Raw genomic sequence first — 17,221 nt, 5'->3', positions numbered from 1 at the left:
TGCTAACTGCGACTGAAACTGAAAACTTTTAATGCGCTTCCAACCAATTCTCCCCAACACCCAATTCTACATCCAACGGAACAGAAAGCTTGTAAGCATTCTCCATTTCGTGTTTCACCATAGCTTTTAGTTTTTCCAGTTCGGGTTTATAAGTGTCGAAAACAAGTTCATCATGCACTTGAAGGAGCATTTTGCTTTTGTAGTTTTCTTCCTCTAACTTTTTGTGAATGTTTATCATTGCAATTTTAATAATGTCTGCCGCGCTACCTTGTATTGGAGCATTTACTGCGTTGCGTTCTGCTGCACCACGAACTACTTGGTTGCTTCCGTTTATGTCTTTTAAGTATCTTCTTCTTCCTAAAACCGTTTGTACGTACCCGTTTTCACGAGCAAAATCTATTTGCTCGCTCATGTAATTGCGAAGTTTTGGGTAGGTTTTGTAATAGGTTTCAATCAAATCTTTTGCTTCAGTTCTGGAAAGATCAGTTTGGTTGCTTAAACCGAAAGCTGAAACACCGTAGATTATTCCAAAATTTACTGTTTTTGCGTTGCTTCTTTGTTCACGGGTTACTTCACTTAAAGGAACATTGAAAACCTTTGCAGCTGTTGAAGCGTGAATGTCCTCATTATTTTTGAAGGCTTCAATCATATTGTCTTCTTCGCTTAAAGCTGCAATAATGCGGAGTTCTATTTGTGAATAATCCGCAGCCATCAAAACGTAATCTTCGTTTTTTGGGATGAATGCTTTTCGAACTTCACGTCCGCGCTCGGTTCTAATTGGAATATTTTGAAGGTTTGGATTGTTGCTGCTCAAGCGACCAGTTGCGGCCACGGTTTGCATATAGTCTGTATGAACGCGACCAGTGGATTTTTCAACTTGGTCTGGCAAAGCATCTACATAAGTACTTTTCAATTTTGCTAAACCACGATACTCCAAAACATCACGGATTATTTTGTGGTCTTTTGCCAAATAGGAAAGCACATCTTCAGCAGTGGAATATTGACCTGTTTTGGTCTTCTTCGGCTTGTCAACTAATTTCAATTTTTCAAAGAGAATTTCACCTAATTGCTTTGGTGAAGCAATGTTGAAGGTTTCGCCAGCTTCTTCGTAAATATGTTTTTCTAGTTGAAGAATGTCTTTATCCAAATCTACAGAAAGACCTTTAAGGAAATCTTCATCTAGATTAACTCCTTCCAATTCCATAGCCGCTAAAACTCGTAAGAGCGGTACTTCAATTTCATCAAAAAGTTTTTGGGTATTTGCTTCGCCCAATTCTTTTTCGAAATGTTCTTTTAGCTGAAAAGTTACGTCTGCATCTTCAACGGCGTATTCGGTTTGTTTCTCAACATCAACATCGCGCATGTTTAGTTGATTTTTACCTTTTTTACCAATCAATTCTGTGATGGAAACGGGCGTGTAGTTCAGATAGGTTTCGCTCAAAACGTCCATATTGTGACGCATATCTGGGTTTATAAGATAGTGCGCGAGCATGGTATCAAACAATTTTCCTTTTACTGAAATATTGTATTTGGCAAGGACTTTAATGTCGTATTTTAAATTCTGACCGATTTTTTGAATGTTTTCATCTTCAAAAAACGGACGGATTTCTTCTAAAAGTTGTTGTGCTTCTTCACGATTTTCTGGGAATGGTATGTAAAAACCTTTGCCCTTTTCCCAAGAAAAAGCAATTCCAACTAATTCTGCCTCTAACGGATTTAAACCTGTTGTTTCTGTATCAAAACAGACACTTTTCTGCTTCATTAAATTCTGAAGAAACAGTTTGGTTCCCATTCCAGGTTGAACGGTTTGATAGAAATGTTCGGTGTTTTCAATAGTTGCTCGAGAACTAAAGTTTTTTATGGTTTCAGCAGTATCGCCATCGTTGCCAAATAGTGAAAATTGACCTTCACCAGCAGGATTGTTTTTGGCGGGTTTCGATTTTGTTTCTGCACTAATATTATTTTCTTGAGTTACACGGCTAGTGCCAACAGATGACATTCCTTCAATAGAAAAGGCGTTGAGAAAATTATCTTTTAGTCTTCTGAATTCTAAATCATCAAAAATTTCCAAGACTTTATGTGTGTCTGGTGGGCACATTTCAAAATCGGCTTCATTGAAATCAACGGGCACATCTAGCATAATAGTTGCTAGTTTTTTGCTGAGTAAACCAAGTTCAGCATTGTCTTCAACTTTCTCCTTCATTTTACCTTTTAACTGAGCGGTATTAGCAAGCAAGCCTTCCATAGAGCCAAATTCTGCCAAAAATTTCTTTGCAGTTTTTTCACCTACGCCTGGAAGTCCGGGAATGTTATCACTGCTATCGCCCATCATTCCTAAAAAATCTATTACTTGAATTGGGTCTTTAACTTCAAATTTTTTCTGAACTTCTGGAATGCCCCAAGTTTCATAACCGCCGCCAAAAACAGGGCGATACATAAATATATTTTCGGAAACCAATTGTGCAAAATCCTTGTCTGGCGTAACCATAAAGGTTGTGTAGCCTTCTTTTTCAGCTTTTTTTGCTAAGGTTCCAATCACGTCATCTGCTTCAAAACCCTCCTTCACCATAATTGGAATTTTCATGGCTTCAAGAATGTTATAAATATGTGGAATGGCAAACCGGATAGCGTCTGGGGTTTCGTCTCTATTAGCTTTGTAGTCTGGAAACATTTCGTTGCGGGCTTCGCTTCCACCTTTGTCAAAACATACGGCCAAATGGTCTGGGCGTTCTCTTTTCACTACGTCTATTAGGGAGTTCATAAACCCCATAATGGCTGAGGTATTCTGACCTTTACTGTTTATTTGAGGGTTTTTTATAAGTGCAAAATATCCTCTGAAAATGAGGGCGTAGGCATCAACAAGAAAGAGACGTTTTTTTTCTGACATAGTTTTGAATAAGGGTATGCTTCAAAAGTAAAAAGAACCCTTTAGAAAACTATGTTTTTAAGTAAAAAAGAAAAATTGAAGAAGACTATAATTTATCCTCAAATAAATAGACCAATGAAAATTCAAAATAATTGTCTTTTCCTTTCAATTCCATCACCGGAGAATATAGGTTGATGTTTCTATAAGGGTCTGTAATTCCCTTATTGTATCTAAAAGTTGCCATAAACCGATTGTATTCAACACTTACGCCCATAGCAAGAAAAGCGTTGAATGATACTTTTTCTTTATTGCTGTCAAACTCCAAATCTCGTGGTGAGGAATAAAGAGGCTCCAGAACGTAATCCTTTTTATCATCATCCAAAATACTGTAATCGTAAAGAAAACTAACAGAAGGACCAGCATTAATGCCGAAAAACCATTCGTCTTTGAGGTTAAGAACGGTGTAATCTAAAATAAAGGGAACATTGAAGGTTTCCAATTTAAATTTTATGTCTTCAGGTTTGGATGTTTTGTATTCGCGGCCCACAAATTTCATAAAATGTCTGGCGTAGTTCATTTCAACAAAAAGTTCAAATTTTTCAGAAATGAATACCGTTCCAATAAATCCAACTTTATATCCAGGAGCCGATTTCGAAAACAAAAAATTCGCGCCAGGACTGTAATTGGTTGTACCAACGGTTACTCCAAATCTCCCTTCAAAAAGACCGCCTCCTGAATAATAAGATTGCGAGTTTGCGTTAGCAAAACCTAAAAGTAGAAATAAAAAAAGAACAAATTTGTAAGACTTCAAAGACATAAAGCTAAAAATTGGGTTGTTTTTTGAAAGCGCCAAATATATATAAATTCCCTACATTTGGGCGCTTATAAAAATCTTGAATGAAAAAACTATTCCTCCTCGTCTTAGTTATTGCATACAGTTGCGAAATAGAAAATATCGAATACCTCACACCCATAGTGGTTACTGCGGAACCTTTAAATGTACAAGCAAACACAGCAATGCTTGGTGGATCAGTCTTGGCGGAAGGCGGAAAAGATGTTACAGAATTCGGCGTGGTTTGGAGCACAGGAAATACCCCAATAATTACTGATAATAAAATGGCTTTAGGACAACGCCTAAACTCTTTTTTAGAATTGATTAGTGGTTTAAAAAATGCTACAACCTATTATTATAGGGCGTATGCGATAAATGAAGTTGGCGTAGGCTACGGTGAAATTTATGAATTCACAACAGATGCAGAAGCTGCTTGCAACCCCATAAAAGACAATTTTATTGATACGAAAACTGCTCAAATTAATATTAGCGATGTAGCTTTGACGTTCCCGTCCTATGGTTTTGATGAAGGAAATCTTCAGTTTGAAACAACTAGCTTTTCATCGAGTATTAAGATTAAGGTTCAGTTTAATGAGGTAAATAAAGATTTTCCACAAACAGGCCAATACACAACCATTCAAGGTGACTTTGATGGTCAATATAACTTATCAAATGGTTCGGCGAAGTTATACCTTATAGATTATGGAATAGGCTCGCAAGGAGGTGCAACGGCTGCTCCTGGAACTGTTTTTTATGTTGAGAACAATGGAACTGATTTAACAATAATTTTTTGTGATACACCCTTGGGTAAACCATATATTTTAAACGGTAAGTTTACCTATCCAAACTAATAATTATGAATAATAAATTCTCAATAGTAATTCACGGCGGCGCCGGAACACTCGTAAAAGGATTAATGACACCCGAAAAAGAAGAACAATACAAAGCTGCTCTAAATGAAGGGTTGGAAAAAGGATATGCAATTCTTGATAATGACGGAAGCGCGATGGACGCCGTTCAAACCGCAGTAAACCATTTGGAAGATTGCCCGCTTTTTAACGCGGGAAAAGGAAGCGTTTTTACTAATGACGGCACTCACGAGATGGATGCCGCTATTATGGACGGCAAAACTTTGGACGCGGGTGGCGTTTCATTAATTACAGGAATTAAAAACCCAGTTACTTTGGCGCGTGACGTTATGGAAAAAACCGACCATGTTTTTCTTGCAGGCGAAGGAGCAATGCGTTTTGCAAAAAGTTTGGGTTACAAATTGGAAACTCCAGAATATTTTTACGACGAGCATCGATACCAACAATGGCAAAACATAAAGGATAGTGATACTTTTCAGTTGGATCACAGTATGAAAAAGGAAGGGAAATTTGGAACCGTTGGTGCTGTAGCCTGCGATAAAGACGGAAACATTGCCGCCGCAACTTCAACAGGTGGAATGACTAACAAACGTTGGGGTCGCGTGGGTGATAGCCCAATGATTGGAGTTGGTAATTACGCCAACAACAAAACCTGCGCAGTAAGTTGCACAGGAAGTGGTGAATTTTTTATCCGAGGTGTAGTGGCTTATGACGTATCTTGCTTGATAGAACACAAGGGAATGTCTGTAGAAGAAGCAGCTTCCGAAGTAATAAATAAAAGAGTTCTAGAAATTGGCGGCGACGGTGGTTTAATTGCCGTGGATGCTAAAGGAAACATCGCAATGCCCTTCAACACCGAAGGAATGTATCGCGCCTTTAAAACTTCAGAAGGAAAAAAAGAAATCGGAATTTATAAAGATTAATTTCCTAAATACCTAAACCACCTGAACATCTGTCATTTCAATATGAACAGGTGAAATCTTTATTTTTTTCTTCTTAATATCCAACTTATCACCATTGGCAAGAATGTGTGTTTTCAAATTGGTTAGAGACATTGGCGCTCCATCCACAACTACTTTTTGGTTATTGTGTTGTAGTTTTCTTGGATCGAAAAGAATCACCATTCCCGAGCCAATTACTTCGGCCATATTTCCTTTCTTTATTACTAAGCCAGTATCTTCAGCCAGACCAATACCAATTAGGTCTGGGAAACGTGCAACGGCTTCCGCAAGTCGTCCAAAACGCCCACGACGAATAAAGTGTGAATCTATTATAAGGTTTGGAATAAAGCCCATCCCTTCGCCCATAAGCACTGCGCCTTTGGTAAATGCTTCTTTAATACCACCGCCTTTTATCATTTCCTTGCTCATGCACATAGCGCCTGCACTTGTTCCGGCTATTACAAAATTCTCTTTCTCGTATCGTTCCACAATAATTTTATGCAAAAGTGTTCCGCCAATATATTGCACAATTTTAGATTGATCTCCGCCCGAAAACATTACGCAGTCTGCTTTTTTCATTAATTCAAGATGAGCTGGATTTTCTGCTTCAGCTCTATTACGGATGTCCATGATATGAACATTTTCACACCCCAATTTATTAAAAGCTTGAAGATAATTTTCGCTTACTTCATTGGGAATGCTTGAAGCTGTTGGTATAACTACGATTGTTGCATCGCTGCCACCGCTTTCACGGACCACTCTAGATAGAATTCCTTCTTGAATATATTCCAAAGTATATATTTCACTTTGCTCAATTCCTTTATCTTCGTTTCCACCTATCGGGATTAGTGTTCCTTTTATGCCCATGAATTAATTTAAATTTGTCGGCAAAAATACGCTAATTGTTAGAAAAATTAATCATACTTTTATCAAATTCATACAAAACTAACAAATCCGTCAACTTATGCGAATTAGAGAAATCAACGCTATGCGAGGACCAAATTACTGGTCTGTACGTCGTCATAAATTAATTGTTATGGTCTTGGACCTTGAGGAAATGGAAGATCTACCCTCAAATAAAATTGAAGGTTTTAGCGGCCGTCTGGAAACAATGTTTCCAACTATGTATAGTCATCGTTGTAGCGTGGGCGAACCTGGTGGTTTTTTCAAAAGAGTGGAAGACGGCACTTGGATGGGTCATATTATAGAGCATATTGCGCTGGAAATACAAACCTTAGCAGATATGGATACTGGCTTCGGAAGAACCCGCACCTATGGCGAAAAGGGAGTTTACAACGTAGTTTTCAGTTATATAGAAGAAAATGTAGGGCGTTATGCCGCCAAAGCTGCCGTTGATATCTGCGAAGCATTAATTGCCGGAGAAGACTATGATTTGGAAGCAGATATTCAAAGAATGCGCGAAATTCGTGAAGACGAACGTTTAGGGCCAAGTACCGGTTCTATTGTTGAAGAAGCTGAAGCACGTGGAATTCCTTGGATTCGTTTAAATAAATATTCACTTTGCCAATTGGGTTACGGCGCCAATCAAAAAAGAATTCAAGCAACCGTTACTTCCGAAACCAGTAGTATTGGTGTGGAATTGGCGTGTGATAAAGAAGACACAAAATTCATTCTAGAGCAGGCTGAGGTGCAAGTACCTCGTGGCGATATTATTTCACGCGAAAGTAGTTTGAAAGAAGCCTGCAGCTATGTAGGTTTTCCACTAGTTGTGAAACCAATAGATGGTAATCACGGTCGTGGAATTACGGTGAATATTAATAATTATGAAGATGCCGTTGTTGCTTTTAACGAAGCCAAAGAGGTTTCAAATAAAGTAATTATTGAAAAATATATAACAGGCGAAGATTACAGATTGCTAGTAATAAACAATGTGTTGGTAGCCGCCGCAAAACGTACGCCTGCAAAGGTTATTGGCGATGGAAAATTGACTATTAAAGAGCTTGTTGAAGAAGTAAACAAAGATTCACGTCGTGGTTACGGTCACGAGAACGTGCTCACCAAAATAACGATTAACAACCTTACCAAAACAATATTAGCGACTAAAGGTTATACTGAAGATTCGGTGCCTCAAAAAGACGAAATTGTAATTTTAAAAGACACCGCAAACCTTAGCACAGGTGGTACTGCGGAAGATGTTACGGATATTGTACACCCTTCCAACGTTTCTATGGCGGAACGTATTTCAAAAATTATAGATCTTGATATTTGTGGAATTGATATTATGACTACAGACATCAGCCAGCCTTTGGAAGACACAGGCGGCGCTGTGCTAGAAGTGAACGCTGGTCCCGGATTTAGAATGCACTTGGCGCCAACAACGGGTCTTCCCCGAAACGTGGCGGCTCCTGTAGTGGATAAATTATTCCCGAATCACGGCGATACAGGTAGAATTCCAATCATCGCTATCACCGGAACTAATGGTAAAACCACAACAACCCGCTTGATTGCACATATTGCAAAAATGAAAGGGCACAGAGTAGGATATACCACAAGTGATGGTGTTTATATTCAGAATAGATTGTTGATGAAAGGAGACTGTACGGGCCCAGCAAGTGCAGAATTTGTTTTGAAAGATCCAACTGTAAATTTTGCAGTTTTGGAATGTGCGCGCGGTGGATTGTTGCGTGCAGGTCTCGGTTTCAAAAAATGTGATGTTGCTATTGTAACTAATGTTGCCGCAGACCATTTGGGACTTAAAGGAATTCATACTGTGGAACAACTAGCCAAAGTAAAAGGTGTAATTCCCGAAACTGTTTTGCCAGAAGGTTACGCAATTTTAAACGCCGATGACGATTTGGTTTACGAAATGCGAAGAAGCATAAACTGCAACCTCGCTCTTTTTTCTATGGATGAAGAAAATCCGCGAATAAAGGCACTTCAAAAACTAGGTGGAATTACTGCGGTTTATGAAAATGGCTATGTTACCCTTTGTCGTGGAACCTGGAAAATGCGCATCATGAAAGCTGAAAACATCCCATTAACTTATGGTGGAAAGGCAACTTTTATGATCCAAAATATTCTTCCAGCAGTAATTGCTGCAAATGTTCGAGGAATTGGTATTGAAGACATGAAAATTGCTTTGGAAACCTTTATTCCTTCGGCTACACAAACACCTGGAAGGTTGAATCTTTTTCAGTTTGAAAACTTTTCAATTTTACTAGATTATGCTCACAACCCGGCAGGAATGCGGGCGCTTCAAAAATTTACTGATAATCTTGAAGCAACTGTAAAAGTTGGAATCATAGCTGGAGTGGGTGACAGAAGAGAAGAAGATACTAAAGAATTAGGCAGCATTGCCGCCGAAATGTTTGACGAAATTATAATCCGTCAGGACAAGCATTTACGTGGAAGAAGTGATGAAGAGATCATAAAAATGCTAAATGATGGTATACAGTCTAAAGACCCAAAAAAGAAAACAACCATCATTCCTTCAGAAAAAGAAGCAATCACTTTTGCAGTAAAAAATGCAAAAAAAGGTTCTTTGATTATACTGTGTAGTGACGTAATTCCAGATGCTTTGGATCTTGTAATGAAATTTAAGGAACAGGAAACGAGCGGTGAAAGAACTTTTGCAAATTAAAAAGAGAAAGCCGCTCCTCCTCAAAAGCGACTTTCATTTTTAATACTGAAATTTGAAGCACACGTGATCAACGTTTTTTCAATCTCTAAAGCACTACGTTAGCATTACCTTATCCTAAATTCAGTATTCTTTTAAAATTATTTAAAGAAAGCCACGCCCCACCGTGGCTTTCTTTTTGAAAACAATTGAAAATTTTCAATTGTAACTATATGATTTATTTTTCTAATTAAATTCAAATAACGCAATTGCCATAAGTCCTAGACAGAGCCCACCCATTTCTCGGTATGAAAGTGATTCGTCATAAACAAGCCAGTTTACCAATGAAAGTAGAACTACATTCACGATCAAAAACAAAACTGACGCTACTACTATATTTTTAAATGTGAAGCTATAAGCCAAAAAACTCAAACCTACCACATAAAACAACATTCCTCCAGCAAAGTATGTTTTGTTACTATTCAACACCCAATTTTGCATCAACAAGTCTCCAAATGTGTCAAAAATTGCTCCAGCTGCTATGTAAATTAATGCATTGTTCATCATTAAATCTTTTCATTAAACTCTTGCTGGGAAGTATATACAAGTCTAAGATAGATTGTTATGAAGAAATTTTCGGAATTTTTTAGTGAATGGGCTGTTTTTTTTAGTGAACGGCACTTATTTACCCTGCAACAACTGTTTTAGCTTTGTTTTTTTTGAATTACTCACTGGTATTTCGAAGTCGTTTATGAGTAGTGAATCGGTTCGTAAAGCATCAATCTTTAGAAGATTAACTATATAAGAGCGGTGGGTTTTTATGAATTTCCCGCAATTAAGTTGGGTTTCCAGATGTTTTAGTGTTTTCGGAACCAGATATTCCCGTTCTGTAGTCATTACATAGCAGTAGTTATCAAATGCTTTTAGGTAGAGTATTTGCGATTGCCGGATTTTGTAATATTCATTGTTTGCAGAAAAAGTGAGGTATTCCTCATCATTTTTATAATTGTTCCAGGCTATTTCTATATTCGTTCTTAAACCATTTTCGGTGAAAGGTTTTACAATGTAACCCAGCGGTCGGGTTTCCTTAACTCGTTTTATGGTATGTGGATCTGTCTGAGAGGTAAGATAGAGGTAAGGCATTTCAAGTTTATCCAAACATTCGGCAAGATCTACTCCGTCCTTTTCTCCGTCCAGTTGAATATCTACTAAAACTAAGTCTGGGGTATGTTGTTTTATTTCGGCTATGGCTTCTTCAAAATTGTCTGCATTTCCGCAAATACTATATCCTTGCTTTTTTAAAGCAGTTTCAATGGTTATCGCGATAATTGGATCGTCCTCAACAATATAAATGTTCAATTTGCTCACAGTGAATTTTTCTTATTGGTTAAAGAATTTCAAACTTTTTTATGGTTAAAATCACTTCGGTCCCGTTATTTACCGAAGAGGCATAGTTCAATTCTGCCTTCAGTTTTTTTGAAAGTGCCTTCATTAATTTTATTCCAAAGGAAGAATCTTTTATTTCACCTTCAAAACCATTTCCGTTGTCTGATACTTTTAAAAGTAATTCATCGTTATTTTTTCTAAAATCTACTGAAAGGATACTTTCGGGTGCAATAGTAGTATATGCGTGTTTCAAAACATTTACTATTAATTCGTTTAAAATTAGGCCGATTGGTGTAATGGTTTCAATACTTAAAACAATAGGCTCAATGTTCAACTTATAAGGCAATACTTCATTTTTGAATTGATGGGTTTCAAAAATATCTTTTGTTAGCGCTTCTAAATATTCTTTACTGTCAATACCCACAAGTTGGTCTTTGCTGTAAAGTCTTTGATGAATTAAAACCATTGATCGCACTCTGTTCTATGCTTCGCGAAGTGCTATCTGCGCTTCCTTATCTACCATATTTTCAGATTGAAGATAAAGGAGGGAGGAAACGATTTGAAAACTGTTTTTTACACGGTGATGGGTTTCTTTCAACAATACATTTTTCTCGTCTACGGTTGCTTCCAATAGTTTTTTCTGTTTCGCTAAGACTAGGTTTTTCTTTCTGTTTTTATAGAAGAAAAATCCTAAAAAGGCAGCGAATAAAAACCCAATAAACGCGAGGATTGAATATAGAAAACTCTCCTTTTCACGCGCATTAATCTCTGCATTTTTAAGAGCGGAGGTTTTGTTGAATTCAAATTGCATCTCTTGCTGCGTCTGCTTTTTTATGTTTTTTTCGTTGAATATGGTTTCACGAGCATCAACATATTGCTCATAATTTTCTAACGACTCTTCATGGTTTCCGGTTTCTTTGAAAGCGATATAAAGACAATTACATGCTTTTGAATATACTTGAAGATCCTGGGTTTCAGAAGTCATCTCTTTCGCTTTCTTACAATCTGCAATGGCGAGCTTATAATTTTGCTGCTTTACATATAAATCGCCTCTATAAAAATAGGATTCAGCAAGTTTTCCGGACATATTGGTTTTATCATAAAAGGAAATTGCATTATTTAAATAGGATGTAGCATTTTCAAAATCACTAAGATGCGCGTAGGCAATGCCGATGTTTAAGTCGGAGTTTACAAGTAATAATTCTGGAGCTTCTCCTTTTTCTTTTAGTTTTTTTCCTTCAATAAACGCTTTGAGCGCCAACTCGTACTTTTCTGTATTTAGATATAAATCGCCTTTGTTGGTAATAAAAACCCCAGCGGCTAAGTATGACTTATCTTTTAAAGCGGATTTGTAGCCTTTGTCATAATATTGGGTCGCTTTATCATATTCCTCCATCTGATTGTAGAAGTTTGCGATGCTATTATCTAAGGACAACTGTTGGTATTTATAACGCTTCGTTTCTTCTTCATTTAATGTTGAAGGATCTACTTTATCAATAAATTCTCTAGATTTCAATGTAAGTGCCAAGGCTTGGGGCATGTCGCCTTTTACGGCATAAACGCCACCTTCAGTATTTAAGATAGAAGACCTTAAAAAAGGGAGTTCGTCATCATTTATAAGCACTTTGGATTTTTCAATATAATATAATGAAGAGTCTAATTTTGAATTGTAGTAATAATAGTTGCCGTAATAATAATAGGTAGTCGCAAGTAACTTTGGTGTCTTTGCCTTATTTGAAATCTCTTCAGATTTTTTAATTAACCTCAAGCTTCCCGCACCATAACGGAGTTTGCTTGTAAACTGGCTTAGTGAGGCTATTTTATCATCTGCTGAAGACATTTTTTCAACTGCTTTTATAACAGAATCAATAGCAGCTGCATTTGTATTTTGGGCATCTTGAGAATACCCAACAAAACAGAGGAGAATAAGTATAATTGAAAGTGAGGTTTTCAAATGGTTGGTTAATTGGAATTTAAGATACTATTTAAATTCTAATAAAACGATAGGCTTTTTAATTATATCTAATTGAGGATTGTTTTCCTTTTAAAATTCCAAAGATTAAAATGTATGCATAACAAGCAATTATCAACAATAAGGCAATTTTAAAACCGAATGAATCTGTAAAAAGCCCGTACATTGGTGGTATTACTGCACCACCAACAATTGCCATACAAAGCAAACCTGAAGCTTGCGGTTTTAAATCTCCTAAACCGTCAATAGTCAATGCGAAAATTGTTGGGAACATTATGGAATTGAAAAGTCCAACTGCCAAAATAGACCACATTGCCGTTAGTCCACTTGAATTCATTGAAACCAAAAGCATTAGTACCGCCAAAAATGCAAAAATTGAAAGCACTTTGGTGGGTTTTATAATTCGAGTTAAATAAGCACCTACAAATCTGCCAATCATTGCGCCGCTCCAATAAAATACTACAAATGCGCCCACTATAGCTTTGGCATCAATTGAATTTAAATCTGTGTTTAGAAGACGTTCGGCAATGTATTTCATGGTTTCGTTTTGTAGAATTATTTCAGAAATATTCATGCTCATAAAATAATTCACCAAATAACTACCAATGGCAACTTCGGCACCTACGTAAAGGAAAATACCTAAAGCGCCGAGCATCACGATTTTGTTTTTTAGCAATTTTCCATAACCACCAACCGTAGTTTTTTCTAAAATCTTCGGAAGTTTTATAAAGACGAATAATAACGCTAAAAGCCCTATAAATGCAGCAATATAAAGAAAAGGTGTTTGTACTGCGGAAGCTTCGGAAACGTAATAGTAACTTCTATCAATATCTGTTAAAACCGAAATTTCTTCTGAAGACTTAATAGTATCGCTCAATAAAAATGAAGCGCCAATTAAAGGAGCAATCGCTGTTCCTAATGAGTTAAATGCTTGTGAAAGGTTTAATCTGCTTGATGCACCATCCTCACTTCCCAAAACTGAAACATAAGGATTGGCCGCTACTTGCAAGACTGTTATTCCGCCAGCAAGCGTAAAATATGCAACCATAAAGATCCAAAATTGTCTATCGGCGGCGGCGGGATAAAAAAGCAAACAACCAATGGCCATTGTAACTAAACCCACAATAATTCCTTTTTGGTATCCAATTCGCGAAAGCAAAGCTCCCGCGGGAACAGAAATTATAAAATAGGCGAGAAAAAAAGCAAACTGAACCAACCCAGCTTGGAAATAACTGAGCTCAAAAACGTCTTTTAATCGAGGGACTAAACTATCAACTAAAACTGTGATGAATCCCCAAAGAAAGAAGAGGACCGTAACGGTAATAAAAGCGGAGCGGAAGGATTTTTTTTCGGTCATGGTTGATTTTTGAATTTGGTTTCTTTGCGTTCTCTGCGCCTTAGCGGTTAAATATACACCGCAGAGGCGCAGAGAACGCAGAGAGTTTTATTTTTTATCATAAAAATCTGATGAAAAATTTTCGTTTTTGTCGTTTTGATATTTCGTTACCCAAAACCCATCGTGTATAGAATACCAACCCGTTTCACCCTTTTTGTTAACAGCGATATAACCCACTTGAAAATCTTTATAATTCGGACTTTTTTTGATGATTCGTCCAATTGCTTCTTCACATGCTTGTTGTGGTGTTTTGCCTTGACGCATCAATTCAACAATCAAGAAACTTCCAACGGTTTTTAAAACTTCTTCGCCCAAACCAGTTGCAGTTGCGCCGCCAATTTCATTATCGATAAAAAGTCCTGAACCAATTATTGGTGAATCGCCCACGCGACCTGCCATTTTATATGCTAAGCCGCTAGTAGTGCAACCTCCAGAAATATCTCCGTTTTTGTCGATAGCAAGCATTCCAATGGTATCGTGATTTTCAATATTGATGATGGGTTTGTATTGCGAAGTTTTTTTCCACTCCTCCCAAGCTTTTTTTGAAGCTCCAGTAAGTAAATCCATAGGTTTAAAACCTTCAGAAATGGCGAATTGTTCCGCACCTTTTCCAGCTAAAATTACGTGTGGCGTATCTTCCATCACCTTTCGCGCTACGGAAATTGGGTGCATAATATTTTGCATATAAACCACGGCGCCATAATCGCCATCTTTATTCATAATGCAAGCGTCCAACGTAACGTTTCCATCGCGATCCGGCAGTCCGCCAATACCAACTGATTGTCCTTCGGCATTAGCTTCTTCAATCATACAGCCTTTTTCGATTGCATCTAACGAAGTGCCGCCTTCATTTAAAACGCGCCACGCTTCGGCGGTGCTATCATTTACGTTCCAAGTTGCGATTACCATAGGTAAACCCGCATCTTTACTTTCAGTTTTGTTTTCTTTCGAAGTAATATTCAATGAATTTTTTTCCGAAGCATAAAGAGAACTTCCCACAGCAATTCCGAAAGTGGAAAGTGAAGCATTTTGAATAAATTTTCTACGTTTCATAAAAATATGGTTTAGTCTTAGGTCTTGTATTCCTTTAATCCTATTTCTTTTTAGAAGTCATTTCAAAAACAATTTCTTTGCTTTTGGTAACTTCATCGTGGGTTATATAATTTCTATTTAGCTTTTTACCGTCAACCGAAACACTTTTCACATAAATATTTTTCGTGCTTTGGTTCTTCGCTATAATTTTTACCGAATTTCCATTGTCTAAATGTAAAATGGCTTCTTCAACCAAAGGACTTCCCAACGCATAATTTGGCGAACCCGGAAGCACTGGATAAAAGCCCAACGCGCTGAAAATATACCAAGCGCTCATTTGTCCAGCATCATCGTTTCCGCAAAGCCCGTCTTGTTTGCTGCCGTACATTTTATCCATAATTATACGCACACGTTCCTGCGTTTTATATGGTTTGTTTGTCCAATTATAAAGATAAGGAATATGATGTCCCGGTTCGTTGCCCTGAACGTAATTGCCCATAATTCCGTCGCGAGTAATGTCCTCGTTTTTTTCAATGTATTTATCGTCGAGCTCCATGGTGAAAAGTGAATCTAAATGTTTGCTGAAACGTTCTTTGCCGCCCATCATTGCAATCATTTCATCTAAATTCTGCGGCACGTAAAGTCCGTAATTCCAAGCGTTACCTTCAATAAAACCTTGTCCGTGTGTGTCTAATGGATCAAACTCTTTTCTAAATTTTCCATCAGAAAGTTTCGGTCGCATAAAACCAATAGAAGGATCGTAAACGTTTTTGAAATATTCGGAACGTTTTAAATACTCTTTTTCAACTTCCGTATTGTCAACGCTTTTTGCAATTTGCGCAATGCACCAATCATCATAAGCATACTCCAAAGTTTTTGAAACTGAGGAACTGCTTTTGTCTTCTGGCACGAAATGATATTTTTTATAGTCTCCAATTCCGTCAAAATAATTGACGTTTGAAGTATTTATGGAAGCTTCCAAAGCGTGGTTTTTATCAAAATCTCCAACGTTTTTTGCAATGGCATCTGCAATTACCGAAGTTGCGTGATAGCCAATCATACACCAGTTTTCATTAGCGTAATGGCTCCAAATGGGAAGCATTTTATGTACGCTTTGGTCGTGATGTGCGAGCATACTTTTTATCATATCGTTGTTTCGCTGCGGATGAATAATGTTGAAAAGTGGATGCAACGCACGATACGTATCCCAAAGTGAAAAAATAGTGTAGTTGGTAAACCCATCCGAAGTATGGATATTTTGATCGAGACCGCGATATTGTCCGCCAACATCTTCATAAATTATTGGACTGAGCATTGTGTGATAAAGCGCGGTGTAAAAAGTGATTTTATCTTCCGGCGTGATTGATTTTACTTCAATTTTTGAAAGTTCTTTATTCCATTTTTGCTGCGTTTCGGCTTTGGTTTTTTCAAAATCCCAATGTGGAATTTCAGCTTTTAAGTTTTTCATTGCGCCTTCTGTACTTACCGATGATAGCGCAAATTTTATTGAAATCTTTTCATTTTCTTTAGTATCAAAATTGAAATAAGCACGGATTTCCTTTCCCGCCATTTCGGGGAAATTTTCTTGTTCATTAAATTTCCTATAAAACCCGTTGTATTTGGCTTTGTCATATTTTTTATGACCGTAACTTTTAAATGGTTTGGAAAATTCCATCACAAAGTAAACTGTTCGCGTCCTCGCCCAACCGTGCGTTTGCCTGTATCCGGTTACAGTGGAATCATTTTCAACACGAACAAAAGTCCAAACATTTTTATCGTCGTATCCATAAACATTGTAAACCATATCGAGAATGATGTGCGCCTCTTCACTTTTTGGAAAAGTGTATTGATGAAAACCCACGCGATCACTGGCCGTAAGCTCTGTAGAAATATTGTAATCGTCCAATTTTACTTTGTAATATCCTGGTGAAGCCATTTCGTTTTTATGCGAAAAAGAAGAAACAAAACCTTTTTCGCCACTTTCAGTTTTAAGCGGATCTAAAACAAGTTTTCCAACCGTTGGCATCACCAAAAAATCCCCCAGATCTGAATGTCCCGTCCCACTGAAATTAGTATGTGAAAACCCAATAATCGTTGAATCTGCATATTGATAACCAGCGCAATATTCATAAGTTCTGGAATTGTAACTTCCATCGTCTTTATACATTGTTTGCACATTCGTCTGCGGACTCAATTGCACCATTCCAAACGGCGTTGTAGCTCCGGGAAATGTATGTCCCATTTTTTCTGTCCCAACAAATGGATTCACAAATTGTGTGAAATTTTTAGTTTGTGCGAAAGCGTTTGTGCAACTTATAATTGCAATTGTGTAAATTATTTTTTTAAACAT

General features: G+C 37.3%; 11 protein-coding genes and 1 pseudogene. 3 read left to right on the top strand and 9 right to left on the bottom strand.

Annotated elements, in window-relative coordinates:
• Positions 1 to 28 precede the first annotated feature (28 nt).
• Positions 29 to 2,887: a DNA polymerase I gene (gene polA / locus AEQSU_RS04760; RefSeq protein WP_014781724.1), complete on the bottom strand. Its 2,859-nt coding sequence runs from the start codon at positions 2,885 to 2,887 to the stop codon at positions 29 to 31.
• Between the two features lie 85 nt (positions 2,888 to 2,972).
• On the bottom strand, positions 2,973 to 3,683 hold the full coding sequence (locus AEQSU_RS04755; protein ID WP_014781723.1) for an outer membrane beta-barrel protein: 711 nt from the start codon (positions 3,681 to 3,683) through the stop codon (positions 2,973 to 2,975).
• An 80-nt stretch (positions 3,684 to 3,763) separates the two neighbouring features.
• On the opposite strand from AEQSU_RS04755, the gene AEQSU_RS04750 reads away from it, so the two are divergent.
• Together AEQSU_RS04750 and AEQSU_RS04745 are read left to right on the top strand one after the other, a co-directional pair.
• Positions 3,764 to 4,549, top strand: coding sequence for a hypothetical protein (locus AEQSU_RS04750; RefSeq protein WP_014781722.1), 786 nt, complete (start codon positions 3,764 to 3,766; stop codon positions 4,547 to 4,549).
• A 5-nt stretch (positions 4,550 to 4,554) separates the two neighbouring features.
• Positions 4,555 to 5,490 carry an isoaspartyl peptidase/L-asparaginase family protein gene (locus AEQSU_RS04745; RefSeq protein WP_014781721.1) on the top strand — a complete coding sequence of 312 codons (936 nt, stop codon included), beginning with the start codon at positions 4,555 to 4,557 and terminating at the stop codon, positions 5,488 to 5,490.
• Between the two features lie 12 nt (positions 5,491 to 5,502).
• Here the strand turns inward: AEQSU_RS04745 and AEQSU_RS04740 are convergent, their stop codons facing one another.
• Positions 5,503 to 6,375 (bottom strand): cyanophycinase, encoded by an 873-nt coding sequence (locus tag AEQSU_RS04740; protein WP_014781720.1) that lies wholly within the window; start codon positions 6,373 to 6,375, stop codon positions 5,503 to 5,505.
• Positions 6,376 to 6,472: 97 nt separating this feature from the next.
• Here AEQSU_RS04740 and cphA point away from each other — a divergent pair, with 97 nt between their 5' ends.
• On the top strand, positions 6,473 to 9,109 hold the full coding sequence (gene cphA / locus AEQSU_RS04735) for a cyanophycin synthetase (protein WP_014781719.1): 2,637 nt from the start codon (positions 6,473 to 6,475) through the stop codon (positions 9,107 to 9,109).
• A gap of 222 nt (positions 9,110 to 9,331) precedes the next feature.
• On the opposite strand, the gene AEQSU_RS04730 is transcribed toward cphA, so the two are convergent.
• The 6 genes and pseudogenes from AEQSU_RS04730 to AEQSU_RS04700 all read right to left on the bottom strand — a co-directional run bounded on the left by AEQSU_RS04730 (position 9,332) and on the right by AEQSU_RS04700 (position 17,221).
• The gene (locus tag AEQSU_RS04730; protein ID WP_014781718.1) at positions 9,332 to 9,652 is read right to left on the bottom strand and encodes a cation/cationic drug transporter; all 321 of its coding nucleotides are present in this window, start codon (positions 9,650 to 9,652) and stop codon (positions 9,332 to 9,334) included.
• 114 nt (positions 9,653 to 9,766) lie between these two features.
• A complete protein-coding gene (locus AEQSU_RS04725) occupies positions 9,767 to 10,453 on the bottom strand; it encodes a LytR/AlgR family response regulator transcription factor (RefSeq protein ID WP_014781717.1) in 687 nt (228 codons plus the stop codon).
• Between the two features lie 19 nt (positions 10,454 to 10,472).
• Positions 10,473 to 11,558 (bottom strand): annotated as a pseudogene (locus AEQSU_RS16880) (sensor histidine kinase).
• A gap of 925 nt (positions 11,559 to 12,483) precedes the next feature.
• Positions 12,484 to 13,800 carry a sugar MFS transporter gene (locus AEQSU_RS04710; RefSeq protein WP_014781716.1) on the bottom strand — a complete coding sequence of 439 codons (1,317 nt, stop codon included), beginning with the start codon at positions 13,798 to 13,800 and terminating at the stop codon, positions 12,484 to 12,486.
• Between the two features lie 87 nt (positions 13,801 to 13,887).
• Positions 13,888 to 14,892, bottom strand: coding sequence for an isoaspartyl peptidase/L-asparaginase family protein (locus AEQSU_RS04705; RefSeq protein WP_014781715.1), 1,005 nt, complete (start codon positions 14,890 to 14,892; stop codon positions 13,888 to 13,890).
• A gap of 40 nt (positions 14,893 to 14,932) precedes the next feature.
• Positions 14,933 to 17,221, bottom strand: coding sequence for a GH92 family glycosyl hydrolase (locus tag AEQSU_RS04700; RefSeq protein WP_014781714.1), 2,289 nt, complete (start codon positions 17,219 to 17,221; stop codon positions 14,933 to 14,935).

The sequence above is a fragment of the Aequorivita sublithincola DSM 14238 genome, from assembly GCF_000265385.1.
GTDB classification, from domain to species: domain Bacteria; phylum Bacteroidota; class Bacteroidia; order Flavobacteriales; family Flavobacteriaceae; genus Aequorivita; species Aequorivita sublithincola.
This window is presented reverse-complemented; position numbering and strand designations above follow the sequence as displayed.

Coding starts and splice junctions, on each gene's coding strand:
- AEQSU_RS04700 (WP_014781714.1), bottom strand. CDS start 17,221: ATGTTTAAAAAAATAATTTACACAATTGCAATTATAAGTTGCACAAAC.
- AEQSU_RS04705 (WP_014781715.1), bottom strand. CDS start 14,892: ATGAAACGTAGAAAATTTATTCAAAATGCTTCACTTTCCACTTTCGGA.
- AEQSU_RS04745 (WP_014781721.1), top strand. CDS start 4,555: ATGAATAATAAATTCTCAATAGTAATTCACGGCGGCGCCGGAACACTC.
- AEQSU_RS04710 (WP_014781716.1), bottom strand. CDS start 13,800: ATGACCGAAAAAAAATCCTTCCGCTCCGCTTTTATTACCGTTACGGTC.
- AEQSU_RS04740 (WP_014781720.1), bottom strand. CDS start 6,375: ATGGGCATAAAAGGAACACTAATCCCGATAGGTGGAAACGAAGATAAA.
- cphA (WP_014781719.1), top strand. CDS start 6,473: ATGCGAATTAGAGAAATCAACGCTATGCGAGGACCAAATTACTGGTCT.
- AEQSU_RS04755 (WP_014781723.1), bottom strand. CDS start 3,683: ATGTCTTTGAAGTCTTACAAATTTGTTCTTTTTTTATTTCTACTTTTA.
- AEQSU_RS04730 (WP_014781718.1), bottom strand. CDS start 9,652: ATGATGAACAATGCATTAATTTACATAGCAGCTGGAGCAATTTTTGAC.
- AEQSU_RS04750 (WP_014781722.1), top strand. CDS start 3,764: ATGAAAAAACTATTCCTCCTCGTCTTAGTTATTGCATACAGTTGCGAA.
- polA (WP_014781724.1), bottom strand. CDS start 2,887: ATGTCAGAAAAAAAACGTCTCTTTCTTGTTGATGCCTACGCCCTCATT.